This is a genomic window from Oerskovia merdavium (genome assembly GCF_014836755.1).
GTDB lineage: Bacteria > Actinomycetota > Actinomycetes > Actinomycetales > Cellulomonadaceae > Oerskovia > Oerskovia merdavium.
Window position 1 is genome coordinate 51,059 of record NZ_JACSQF010000013.1, and the last position, 12,682, is coordinate 63,740.

General features: G+C 71.7%; 10 protein-coding genes. All 10 read left to right on the forward strand.

The genetic code is table 11. The annotated features are described in order from the left end of the window. Window positions 1-110: 110 nt before the first annotated feature. The gene (locus H9641_RS13175) at window positions 111-800 is read left to right on the forward strand and encodes a hypothetical protein (protein ID WP_191804493.1); all 690 of its coding nucleotides are present in this window, start codon (window positions 111-113) and stop codon (window positions 798-800) included. 124 nt (window positions 801-924) lie between these two features. Continuing rightward, window positions 925-1,782 (forward strand): pyrroline-5-carboxylate reductase, encoded by an 858-nt coding sequence (gene proC / locus H9641_RS13180; RefSeq protein ID WP_191804495.1) that lies wholly within the window; start codon window positions 925-927, stop codon window positions 1,780-1,782. Then, window positions 1,779-2,849, forward strand: a complete 1,071-nt coding sequence (locus H9641_RS13185; RefSeq protein ID WP_225220446.1) for a LacI family DNA-binding transcriptional regulator — start codon at window positions 1,779-1,781, stop codon at window positions 2,847-2,849. Before proC ends, H9641_RS13185 begins: the two co-directional genes overlap by 4 nt. A gap of 165 nt (window positions 2,850-3,014) precedes the next feature. Then, on the forward strand, window positions 3,015-4,628 hold the full coding sequence (locus H9641_RS13190; RefSeq protein ID WP_191804497.1) for a xylulokinase: 1,614 nt from the start codon (window positions 3,015-3,017) through the stop codon (window positions 4,626-4,628). 20 nt (window positions 4,629-4,648) lie between these two features. After that, window positions 4,649-5,413, forward strand: a complete 765-nt coding sequence (locus tag H9641_RS13195; protein ID WP_191804499.1) for an L-ribulose-5-phosphate 4-epimerase — start codon at window positions 4,649-4,651, stop codon at window positions 5,411-5,413. A gap of 89 nt (window positions 5,414-5,502) precedes the next feature. Then, complete coding sequence (gene araA / locus H9641_RS13200; RefSeq protein WP_191804501.1) at window positions 5,503-7,011, forward strand: L-arabinose isomerase; 1,509 nt, start codon at window positions 5,503-5,505, stop codon at window positions 7,009-7,011. Between the two features lie 546 nt (window positions 7,012-7,557). After that, complete coding sequence (locus H9641_RS13205; RefSeq protein WP_191804503.1) at window positions 7,558-8,547, forward strand: ABC transporter substrate-binding protein; 990 nt, start codon at window positions 7,558-7,560, stop codon at window positions 8,545-8,547. A 148-nt stretch (window positions 8,548-8,695) separates the two neighbouring features. After that, on the forward strand, window positions 8,696-10,234 hold the full coding sequence (locus H9641_RS13210; RefSeq protein ID WP_191804505.1) for a sugar ABC transporter ATP-binding protein: 1,539 nt from the start codon (window positions 8,696-8,698) through the stop codon (window positions 10,232-10,234). Continuing rightward, window positions 10,231-11,373 carry an ABC transporter permease gene (locus tag H9641_RS13215; protein ID WP_191804507.1) on the forward strand — a complete coding sequence of 381 codons (1,143 nt, stop codon included), beginning with the start codon at window positions 10,231-10,233 and terminating at the stop codon, window positions 11,371-11,373. Before H9641_RS13210 ends, H9641_RS13215 begins: the two co-directional genes overlap by 4 nt. After that, window positions 11,370-12,479: an ABC transporter permease subunit gene (locus H9641_RS13220; RefSeq protein WP_318244568.1), complete on the forward strand. Its 1,110-nt coding sequence runs from the start codon at window positions 11,370-11,372 to the stop codon at window positions 12,477-12,479. Before H9641_RS13215 ends, H9641_RS13220 begins: the two co-directional genes overlap by 4 nt. Window positions 12,480-12,682: the final 203 nt, after the last annotated feature.

Sequence of the window (12,682 nt, forward strand, 5' to 3'; positions counted from 1 at the left end):
CCCCCCCCCCCCCCCCCACCGCCGGCCGGGCTCGTCCGCGCGGCCTGCACGGACACCGCGGTGGTACGCAATAGGCTGACGCGAGCAGAGGTCGGATCGAGGGGAGCGCCATGAGCCAGCAGACGGGTCGGCCGCGCCCGACGTCGCGGGACGCCTCCGGGCTGCGTGACAGCAGGCACGGTCGTGCGCCCTCGTCGGCCGTGTACGCCCGACGCCGCCTGGTCGCCCTGGTCGTGCTCCTCGCGCTGCTCGCGGGCGTGGTGGGCTTCGCGGCGCTCGTGTGGCCAGGGTTCGCCCGGGCGGGCGAGGCCGAGGTGCCCGCGGAGGTCACGGTCACCGAGGCGCCACCGACGCCCACGATCGAACCGGTCGAGCGGTCCGCCTCGACCGAGTTCGCCCAGGCGCTCCCGGACACCGTGCTCCAGTTCGCGCTCCGGTCGGAGGCGCCGACCGACGCGTACGGCGACGCAGGGGCGATCGAGGGGCACGAGCTGGCCTACGCGGACGGCGAGGGCGACGCGGCGAGCACCGTGGCCGTGCTCGCGGGACAATGGGGGAGCGACGACGAGGCAGAGGTGGCCTATTCCGAGCTGCTCGAGGCCGCGGTGGCCGCGGGGGGAGAACCCACGACCACGGGCGACGTCGAGGTCGACGGCAAGCCCGTGGGAACCTATGCCGTCACACCGGTCGCCGCGGCCGCCGGGACGGCGACCGTCACCTGGCGCAACGGCACGGCCGTGCTGCAGGCGACGGGACCCGTCGACCAGATCGAGAAGTTCTACACAGCGTTCCCGCTGTAGCCGCCGAGAGGCCGCCGCGCCGGACGGTCCGACCGACGGTCAGGCGCGGCGCGCGTCGCTCGCCGGGGCCGCAGCAGGGCAGGCCCGACGGGCCGGGACGCACGACGAGGAAGCAGGAACAACGATGTCCACGACGACCCACCAGGTCGACAGCCCCAGCAGCCACACCCGGCTCGCCGTCCTCGGGACCGGTGTGATGGGCGAGACCGTGCTCGCGGGGGCCCTCCGCGCGGGGTGGCTGCCCACCGACGCGGTCGCGACCGTGCGTCGCGCCGAGCGGGGGCGGGAGCTCGAGGAGCGCCACGGCGTCACCACGACGACGGACAACACCACCGCGGTGCGCGACGCGGGTCTGGTCGTGGTCGCCGTCAAGCCCAAGGACGTCGCGGGGCTGCTCGCGGAGGTGTCGCCCCACCTGGGTGAGGGGACCGTGGTGGTGAGCGTCGTCGTCGGGCTCTCGACGCGCTTCTACGAGGACCGCCTCCCGGCCGGGACGGCCGTGGTGCGCGTCATGCCGAACACGCCCTCGGTCATCGGCTCGGGTGTCAGCGCTGTCAGCGGCGGAGCCGCGGCGAGCGACGACGACGTGACCCTCGTCGAGCGACTCCTGAGCCGGACCGGGCTCGTGGTCCGGGTCGCGGAGAAGGACCAGAACGCGGTGGCCGCGCTCTCGGGCTCCGGGCCCGCCTACGTCTTCTACGTCGTCGACGCGCTCGCCGAGGCCGGGGTCCTGCTGGGCCTGACCCGCGCCGTGGCGCTCGAGCTCGCGACCGCTACCGTGCTGGGCTCGGCCCGCATGCTCGACGAGACGGGCGAGCACCCGGTCATCCTGCGCGAGAAGGTCTCCTCGCCCGGCGGCACCACGGTCGCGGCGCTGCGAGCGCTCGACGACGGCGGCGTCAGGGCAGCGTTCCTCACGGCGCTCGAGGCCGCACGTGACCGCTCGGAGGAGCTCGCCGCAGCCTTGGAGGCGCAGGCATGAGCGCCGACGTCGGGCGCACCCGACCTCCCGCGATGTCGGACGTCGCGGAGCTCGCGGGCGTCTCGCACCAGACCGTCTCGCGGGTCCTCAACGATCACCCGAGCGTGCGCCCGCAGACGCGGGAGCGGGTGCTCGACGCGATCGCGACGCTCGGGTACCGGCGCAACAGCGCGGCGCGCGCGCTCGTGACGGCGCGGTCGGGGACCATCGGCGTGGTCACGACGGGCTCGGCGCTGTACGGGCCGACGAGCACCCTCATCGCGGTCGAGGGGGCAGCACGCGAGGAGGGGTACTTCGTCTCGGTCGCGACGATCCGCCGCTACGACGCCGAGACCATGCACACGGTCCTCGAGCACTTCATGGCCCAGGCGGTCGAGGGCATCGTGGTCATCGCGCCCCAGACGGACGTCGCGGCCGCGGTCGACTCGTTCCGGGCGCCCGTCCCGATCATCCTCATCGCGGCCCGGGAGCCGGACGAGGTGCACGCGGGGGCGCCGGGGACGGGGGCCGCGAGCATCCTGCCCATCGCGGTCGACCAGCGGCTCGGCGCGCGCGTCGCGACCGAGCACCTGCTCGACCTGGGGCACCGCTCGGTGATCCACCTCGCGGGCCCGCTCGACTGGTTCGACGCGCGCGAGCGGGCCAAGGGCTGGAACGACGCGCTCGCCGCCAGGGGGGTGCCGGAGATCGACCGCGAGATGATCCGTTGCTCGTGGTCGTCCGACGCGGGCTACGAGGTCGGTCGTGACCTCGCACGCCGGGTGTCGGCGGGGAACGGGCCGACCGCGGTCTTCGCGGGCAACGACCACCTCGCGCTCGGCGTGCTCCAGGCGTTCTGGGAGGCCGGCGTCGTGGTCCCGCGCGACGTGTCCGTCGTCGGGTTCGACGACGTCGAGGGCTCGGCCCACTTCATCCCGCCGCTCACGACGGTCCGCCAGCCCTTCGCCGAGCTGGGTCGGCGGTGCATGGCGCTGCTGCTCGACGCGTTCGCCGGTTCAACGCGCGAGTCCACGCAGATCCCGCCGGACCTGGTGGTCCGGGCGAGCTCGGGACCGCCGAGCGCCTGAGGCAGGCGCGGGGCCCACCGGCAGGTGGTTCCGTCCTGCGCCGCCACGCGGACCCCGTCCGCCCCACGAGGTTGCACCGAGGGGTTGGCCACCACTCCGTGTGAGCGCTAACATTCAGAAGCAGGGCGTAGCCAGGCGCGACGACGCGACGAGGAGAAGACAGCAATGGTGCAGCAGGACAGGGTGGACGACCTCCGCGAGGCGGTCGCCACCGGGAACACCGCGCTCGGGATCGAGCTCGGCTCGACCCGGATCAAGGCGTGCCTCGTCGGCCCGGACGGGACGCCCCTCGCGAGCGGCAGCCACGAGTGGGAGAACGAGTACGTCGACCGCACGTGGACCTACTCGCTCGAGGCCGTGCGCGAGGGCATGCAGCACTGCTACGCCGAGCTGGTCGCCGACGTCGAGCGCCGCTACGGGGTGCGCCCCACGACGTTCGGAGCGATCGGCGTCTCGGCCATGATGCACGGCTACCTCGCGTTCGACGCGCAGGGCGAGCTGCTCGTCCCGTTCCGCACCTGGCGGAACACGACCACGGGCAAGGCGGCCACGGAGCTCTCCGAGCTCTTCGACCACAACATCCCGCTGCGCTGGTCGGTCGCCCACCTGTACCAGGCGATCCTCGACGACGAGCCGCACGTCGCGCAGGTGGCCTCGCTCACGACCCTCGCAGGCTACGTCCACCAGGTCCTGACCGGGCGCTCGGTGCTCGGCGTGGGCGACGCGTCGGGCATGTTCCCCGTCGACCCGACGACGCGGACCTACGACCGTCGCATGCTCGCACAGCTCGACGAGCTCGTCGGGGTGCGACGCCCCGGGCTCGTGGTCGAGTCCCTGCTGCCCGAGGTCCTCGTCGCGGGGCAGGACGCCGGGAGCCTGACGGCAGCGGGCGCGGCCTGGCTCGACCCCAGCGGCGCGCTGCTGCCGGGCGTGCCGCTGTGCCCGCCCGAGGGGGACGCCGGCACGGGCATGGTCGCGACGAGCTCGGTCGCGCCGCGCACCGGAAACGTCAGCGCCGGCACGAGCATCTTCGCGATGGTCGTGCTCGAGCATGCGCTCGCGAACCGCCACCACGAGCTCGACCTGGTCACGACCCCCGCGGGCGACCTCGTCGCGATGGTCCACTGCAACAACGGGGCCAGCGAGCTCGCGGCCTGGGCCGACCTCTTCGGCGAGCTCACGGCCGCGCTCGGGACGCCGGCCGCGGCCGACGACGTGTTCGGTGCGCTGTTCCGCGCAGCGCTCGACGGCGAGGCCGACGGCGGCGGGCTCCTCGCGTACAACTACCTCTCGGGCGAGCCCATCACGGGCCTCGAGGAGGGGCGGCCCCTGTTCGTCCGCACGCCCGGCAGCCGGCTGACCCTCGCCAACTTCATGCGGGCGCAGGTCTACAGCGCGTTCGGCACCCTCGCCCTGGGCATGCGCGTGCTCGCCGGCGAGGGGGTCGCGCTCGACGCCATGTTCGCGCACGGCGGGATCTTCCGGACCGAGGGCGTGGCCCAGCGTCTCCTCGCCGCGGCGATCGGCGCCCCCGTGACCGTGGGGCGGACCGCGGGGGAGGGCGGGGCCTGGGGCATCGCGCTGCTCGCGGCCTATGCCCGCGCCGTGGCCGACGGTGACGAGAAGGACCTCGACACCTACCTCCGCGAGCACGTGTTCGCCACGGCCGAGCTCGACACCGTCGCGCCCGACCCGGACGACACCGCGGGCTTCGCGGCCTACCTCGACCGCTACGACGCCGGGCTCGCGGTCGAGCGCGCAGCCGTCGACGCGCTCTGACCCCGACGAAGGAGAACCCCATGAGCACCCTTCCTGTGACGACCGAGACCGCCGCGACGACCGGTGGTCCCGGCCGCTCGGTCCCCGCCCACCTGCGCGCCGCGGTCGACGCCGCCAAGGAACGCGTCGCCGCGCTGCACGCCGAGCTCCCGCGCTGGGAGCTCGTGGTGTGGACCGCGGGCAACGTCTCCGAGCGCGTGCGCGCGGGCACCGAGAGCGCGGACGGCGCCGAGGACCTGCTCGTCATCAAGCCGTCCGGTCTGTCGTACGACGACATCACGCCCGAGTCGATGGTCGTGTGCGACCTCGACGGGAACCTCGTGGAGGGGGACCGGGCGCCGTCGTCGGACACCGCGGCCCACGCCTACGTCTACCGCCACATGCCCGAGGTCGGCGGGGTCGTGCACACGCACTCGACGTACGCCACGGCCTGGGCCGCGCGCGCCGAGCCCGTGCCGTGCGTCCTGACGATGATGGCCGACGAGTTCGGCGGCGACATCCCGGTCGGCCCGTTCGCGCTCATCGGGGACGACTCGATCGGGCGCGGCATCGTCGAGACGCTGCGCGACTCGCGCAGCCCCGCGGTGCTCATGCGCAACCACGGCCCGTTCACGATCGGCAAGGACGCCCGCGCGGCCGTCAAGGCGGCCGTCATGTGCGAGGAGGTCGCCCGGACCGTGCACGTCAGCCGACAGCTCGGCGAGCCGACCCGTATCGGCCAGCCCGACGTCGACTCGCTGTACGCGCGCTACCAGCACGTCTACGGGCAGCAGCCGGCGCACTGACGAGCACCGGCGCACCCTGCACGACCAGCAGCACGGCGGCTCCGCACCGACGCGGAGTCCGCTCCCACCGACACGAAAGATGTGGACCTATGAGCAAGCCCTACGCGGACCGCGAGATCTGGTTCCTGACCGGTAGCCAGGACCTGTACGGCGACGAGACCCTGCGTCAGGTCGCCGAGCAGTCGCAGGAGGTCGCGCGTGCCCTCGACGCGTCGTCCGACGTCCCCGCGAACGTCGTCTGGAAGCCCGTCCTCAAGGACTCGGCCTCGATCCGGCGCGCGATGCTCGACGCCAACGCGGACGACCGCGTGCTCGGCGTCGTGACGTGGATGCACACGTTCAGCCCCGCCAAGATGTGGATCGGCGGTCTCGACGCGCTGCGCAAGCCGCTGCTGCACCTGCACACGCAGGCGAACGTCGAGCTCCCCTGGGACTCGATCGACATGGACTTCATGAACCTCAACCAGGCCGCGCACGGCGACCGCGAGTACGCGTACATGGCGACGCGGCTCGGGGTGGCGCGCACGACCGTCGTGGGGCACGTCTCCAACCCGGCCGTCACGGCACGCGTGGGCTCCTGGGTGCGCGGCGCCGCGGGCTGGGCCGCGACGCACGAGCTGCGCCTGGTCCGTTTCGGCGACAACATGCGCAACGTCGCGGTGACCGAGGGGGACAAGACCGAGGCCGAGCTGCGCTTCGGTGTGAGCGTGAACACGTGGGGCGTCAACGACCTCGTCGAGGCCGTCGACGCGGTGTCCGACGCCGACGTCGACGCCGTCGTGGCCGAGTACGAGAACCTCTACGACGTGGCCCCCGAGCTGCGCAAGGACGGCGACCGGCACGAGTCGCTGCGCTACGCGGCCCGCCAGGAGATCGCGCTCGAGACGTTCCTCGAGTCGGTCGGTGCCAAGGCGTTCACGACCAACTTCGAGGACCTGGGCGACCTGCGCCAGCTCCCCGGCATCGCGGTCCAGCGGCTCATGTCGAAGGGCTACGGGTTCGGCGCCGAGGGCGACTGGAAGACGGCCGTGCTCGTCCGGGCCGCCAAGGTCATGGGCGAGGGGCTGCCCGGCGGGGCCTCGCTCATGGAGGACTACACGTACGACCTCACGCCCGGCAGCGAGAAGATCCTGGGCGCGCACATGCTCGAGGTCTGCCCCTCCCTGACGGCGTCGACCCCGCGCGTGGAGATCCACCCGCTCGGGATCGGCGGCAAGGAGGACCCGGTCCGCATGGTGTTCGACGCCGACCCCGGCGTGGGCGTCGTCGTCTCGCTCGCCGACATGCGCGACCGCTTCCGCCTCACGGCCAACGTGGTCGACGTCGTCCCGGCGAGCGAGCCGCTGCCGAACCTTCCCGTCGCGCGCGCCGTGTGGGAGCCGCGCCCCGACTTCGCGACGTCCGCCGAGGCGTGGCTCACCGCGGGCGGTGCGCACCACACGGTGCTCTCGACCGCAGCGGGCCTCGACGCGTTCGAGGTCTTCGCCGAGATCGCCCGCACCGAGCTGCTCGTGATCGACGAGAGCACGACGCGACGCGGCTTCCGCGACCAGGTGCGCTGGAACCAGGTCTACTTCCGGGTCGCCCAGGGGCTCTGAGCGCCCCCACGGCCCGGCCGTCGGGCCTGCGTGGCCCGACGGTCGCGAGGGGGCCCGGGGCGAGCGCGACGGCTCGCTCCGGGCCGCCGCCGCGAGCTCCGCGGCCGGCGTGCCGTCCTGCCCCTGGGGGGTGCGGGTCGGCGCGCCGGCCGACGGTGGGCCTCCGCGCGGACGGCTCTCCCGGCCGTCCACGCTCGCGCGCTCACGAGGACGCCGTCGGCACCCTGCGGCACCTGCGGGGGCTCCCGTGGTGCTGGGTGTCCGCGGCGCACGACGGCGGAGGGGATCAGACGGCGGAGCAAAGGTCCAGGTCTCGGCGCCCTTTCGAGACCGGCGTCACCTCTCGTGACTGAAACGTGACCCGCAGGGCTTCCAACTTCCGCGTGTGAGCGCTAACATCTCTTCCCAGGGGGTGTGAGCGATCACATCTGAACGTGAGCGGAGCAGCTCGACAACTCAAGACGCACGACCACGAACCAACAGCCCAACGACGGGCCGACGTGGTCCCGGCACGGCGCCGAGGACCGCATCTCAAGGAGGAGAACCATGTTCAACAAGTCCACGGCACGCGTCCGTCTCACGGGCATCCTGGCCGGTGCAGCAGTCCTCGCCCTCGCAGCGTGCAGCGGCGGCGGGACCGACTCGGCCGACAGCACGGACGGCGCAGGCGGCGGCAGCGAGAACATCCGTGTCGGGTTCTCCCAGCTCGGGGCCGAGAGCGGCTGGCGCACGGCCAACACCGAGTCGGTCAAGGCCAACCTGACGGCCGAGAACGGCATCGACCTCACGTTCGTCGACGCGCAGCAGAAGCAGGAGAACCAGATCAAGGCCCTGCGCGACTTCATCGACCAGGACGTCGACGTCATCGCGTTCTCGCCGGTCATCGAGACCGGCTGGGACGAGGTCCTCCAGGAGATCAAGGACGCCGAGATCCCCGTCGTCCTCGTCGACCGCACGGTCGACACCACGGTCGAGGACCCCTTCGTGACCTGGATCGGCGCGGACTTCACCGCCGAGGGCGTCACGGCCGGCGAGTGGGTCGCCGAGAACGCTCCCGACGCCAAGATCTTCGAGCTCCAGGGCACCATGGGCTCGGGCGCGCAGACGAACCGCCAGGAGGGCTTCCGCTCGGTCGTCGAGGACCAGATCGTCGGCCAGGCGACCGGTAACTTCACGCGCGCCGAGGGCAAGGCGGCCACCGAGGCAGCCCTGCAGGCCTACCCCGACCTGAACCTCATCTTCGCCCACAACGACGACATGGGTCTCGGTGCCATCGAGGCCATCGAGGCCGCGGGCAAGGTCCCGGGCAAGGACATCCAGATCGTCACGGTCGACGGCGTGCACGACGGCCTGACCGCTCTCCTCGAGGGCAAGTTCAACTTCGTGGTCGAGTGCAACCCGGCCTTCGGCGACCAGCTCCTCGAGCTCATCAAGCAGGTTGCAGCGGGTGAGGACGTCGAGAAGGAGACCATCGTGGTCGACCAGGCGTTCGACCAGACCATCACGCAGGAGATCATCGACGCCCGCTCGTTCTGACGAGCAGCACCTGACGGCCCGCCCGGTCGCCGCCCCCACGCGGCGCGGTGACCGGGCGGGCCGCACACACCGCGCGCGGGGACCTGCACCACGTCCCTGCCGGCCGGTGCCTGAGCTCCAGCACCTTCCCCAGGACGGAAGAACAACCATGTCAACGACGACCGCCGCCACCGCGGCGCCCGTGGTGGAGATGACCGGGATCACCATCGAGTTCCCAGGCGTCAAGGCCCTCGACGGCGTCGATCTCACCCTCCGCCCCGGTGAGGTCCATGCCCTGATGGGCGAGAACGGCGCCGGCAAGTCCACCCTCATCAAGGCCCTCACGGGGGTCTACCAGATCGACGCGGGTCGCATCGTGGTCTCCGGTGCCGAGCACCGGTTCACGCGGACCCGCGACTCCCAGGACGCGGGCATCAGCACCGTGTACCAGGAGGTCAACCTCTGCTCGAACCTGTCGGTCGCCGAGAACATCATGCTCGGGCACGAGATCCGGTTCGGCCCCTTCATCAACTGGCCCGCGACGCGCCGCAAGGCCCGCGAGTACCTCGCCCTCCTCAACCTGGACATCGACCCCTCGTCGGCCCTGTCCTCCCACTCGATCGCCGTGCAGCAGCTCTGCGCGATCGCCCGGGCCATGGTCGTCGACGCGAAGGTCCTGATCCTCGACGAGCCCACCTCGAGCCTCGACAAGGCCGAGGTCGCAGAGCTCTTCGACGTGATCCGCTCGCTGCGGGACAAGGGCGTCGCGATCCTCTTCGTGTCGCACTTCCTCGACCAGATCTACGAGATCACCGACCGCCTGACGATCCTGCGCAACGGCCGCCTCATCTCCGAGCACCTGACCAAGGAGCTCGGCCGGATGGAGCTCATCTCCGCGATGATCGGCCGGTCGAGCGAAGCCCTCGCCGACGTCGAGGCGCGTGCGCACCGCGTCGCGTCCGAGCACGACGAGGCCCCCCTGCTCCAGGCAGTGGGCCTGGGCCGCGACGGGTCGGTCGAGCCGTTCGACCTCGACGTGTACGCGGGCGAGATCGTCGGTGTGGCGGGCCTGCTCGGCTCGGGCCGCACCGAGGTCGCCCGCCTCCTCTACGGCGCCGACAAGGCGGGCAGCGGGAAGCTGACGTTCGACGGCACGACGCGCGGCGCGGCCCCCCTGACCTCGATCAAGCGAGGCGTCGCGTTCTCCTCGGAGGACCGCAAGAAGGAGGGCATCATCGGGGACCTCACGGTCCGCGAGAACATCGCCCTCGCGATGCAGGCGAGCCGCGGCCCGTGGCGTCCCATCCCGGCCAAGGAGCTGGACGCGGTCGTCGACCGCTACATGAAGGCGCTCAACGTCTACCCGGCGAACCCGAACATGCTCATCAAGAACCTGTCGGGCGGCAACCAGCAGAAGGTCCTCCTGGCCCGCTGGCTCGCGACCGCGCCGCGCCTGATCATCCTCGACGAGCCCACGCGCGGCATCGACGTGGGTGCCAAGGCCGAGATCCAGCGGCTCGTCGCCGAGCTGGCCTCGGACGGGATGGGCGTCGTCTTCATCTCGTCGGAGCTCGACGAGGTGCTGCGCCTGAGCCAGCGCGTCGTCGTGATGCGTGACCGCCAGAAGATCGGCGAGATCACCAACGGGCCCGACGTCACGTCCACCACGATCCTCGAGACGATCGCAGCGAGCGGGAGCGCATCATGAGCACGACCACCACGACTCCGACGACACCGCCGGCGACGCCGCCGGTGTCCGGCAGCCCCGCACCGCGGGGTGCCCAGGGCGTGCTGCGCCGCATCACGCACCACCACCTGTTCTGGCCCGTGGTCGCCCTCGTCGTCATGCTCCTCGCGTGCGGGCTGCGCAGCCCCGGCTTCCTCGACGTGACGATCATGGACGGCCACCTGTTCGGCCAGATCATCGACATCATGCGGGCGAGCGCGACCCCGCTCCTGCTCGGCATCGGCATGTGCCTCGTGATCGCGACGGGCGGGATCGACCTCTCGGTCGGTGCGGTCATGGCGATCTCGCTCGCGGTGTCGCTGACGTACATCGACGCGAGCGGCACGGGGGGCACGCTCAGCACGGCGCTCGCCGCGGTCGCGATCGGCCTCCTGGTCGCCGCGGTGATCGGAGCCTTCAACGGCTTCCTCGTCACGGTCCTGGGCATCCAGCCGTTCATCGCGACCATGATCCTCATGGTCGCGGGGCGCGGCATCGCGATGCTCATCACCAAGGGCCAGATCACCACGACCACGAGCCCGCCCTTCAAGTCGATCGGCTCGGGCTTCATCCTGGGCATCCCGACCCCCGTGGTCATCGCCGCGGTCGTGTTCGCCCTGGTCGCGCTGCTGGTGCGGCGCACCGCGCTCGGCATGCTGGTCGAGTCGATCGGCATCAACCGCGAGGCCAGCCGTCTCGCGGGCGTCCAGTCGCGCAACATCACGTGGTTCGTCTACCTGCTCTGCGGCCTGCTCGCCGGGCTCGCGGGCATCGTCTACGGAGCCCCGACCATGGCGGCCGACGCGAACAACATCGGCCTCATGAAGGAGCTCGACGCGATCATGGTCGTCGTCCTGGGCGGCACCAAGCTCGACGGCGGCAAGTTCAGCCTCGCGGGCGTCGTCGTCGGCGCCCTGCTGCTCTCGACGCTCGAGCGGGCCGTGGTCATCTTCCACATCAGCTCGCAGATCACGCCGCTGTTCAAGGCGCTCGTGCTGATCGTCGTGTGCATCGCGGCCTCCGAGCGCCTGCGCTCGCTCCTGGCGTCGCGACTACCGAGGAAGCGACCCACCCTGGGTGCGGGCACGGCAGCGACGAGCGCGAAGGGGGCAGCAGCGTGAGCACCGTCCAGACGACGCCCCGTGCGTCGAAGAGCTCGCAGCAGGGCAAGACGCCGCGCGGCGGTCACGACACGGGCTTCGTCGCGCGCCTCATGACCAACCCCGTGGTCCGCAAGCTCTCGGACCGCCGGCTCCTGCCGGTCACGGGCACGCTCGTGGCCCTCGCGGTCATCCTGATCGTGGGCCAGGCGCGCTACAGCACCGACCGCCGCGACTTCCTGAGCATGCGGCTGTTCTCCAACCTGCTGGTCGACAACTCGTACCTGATCGTCCTCGCGATCGGCATGACCTTCGTGATCATCACGGGCGGGATCGACCTGTCGGTCGGCGCCGTGGTGGCGCTCGTGGGCCTGGTCGTGGCCAAGCTCCTGATCGCCGGGGCACCGCTGCCGGTGGTCCTGATCCTGGGCGTGCTGATCGGCACGACGTTCGGCCTGCTGATCGGCGTGATGGTCCAGTACTTCGACATACAACCCTTCATCGCGTCGCTCGCCGCGATGTTCCTCGCGCGCGGCCTGGCCAACGTCGTGAGCGTCCAGTCGCTCGCGATCAAGGACGAGGGCTTCGCGGCCCTGGCCTCGTGGAAGATCAAGTTCGGCGAGGGCCGTGAGGCCTGGAGCATCAACCTCAGCATGGTCATCGCGTTCGTGGTCCTGCTGATCGCGATCTACCTGCTCCACTACACGCGCTTCGGCCGCACGGTCTACGGGCTGGGCACGGGCGACAACGGCGCGGCCGTGAACCTCATGGGCCTCAAGGGCAGCTCGACCAAGGTGTGGGTCTACGTGATCAGCGGCACGTGCGCCGGGATCGCGGGCATCCTGTTCGCCTTCTACACCAAGTCGGGCTTCAACCTCACGGGCATCGGCATGGAGCTCGACGCGATCGCGGCGGTCGTGATCGGCGGCGCGCTCCTGACCGGCGGCGGCGGGTTCGTCCTGGGCTCGGTCGCGGGCGTGCTCGTCTACGGCCTGATCCAGGTGCTCATCGCCCGCGAGGGCCTGGACTCCTGGTGGACCAAGGTCTTCATCGGCGTGGTCCTGCTCGCGTTCGTCCTGCTGCAGCGGGCCATGACGTTCCGCCAGGGGCGCGGAAGCGCCACCTAGCGCCCGTCCAGCACCACTGCCTCGCGCGGGTCGGCCCTGGAGCCGGTCCCGTGCGAGGCACCACAGCCCGGTCCGTCGAGGCAGACGGACCGAGAACGGCCCGGAGGTGGCACCCTCCCGGGTACCAGCCGGGACCGGCTCGACCGGGAGGGTGCACCCGCCGGGTTGACCCGTACAGCAATGGAACGCACGGGCTGCACCCG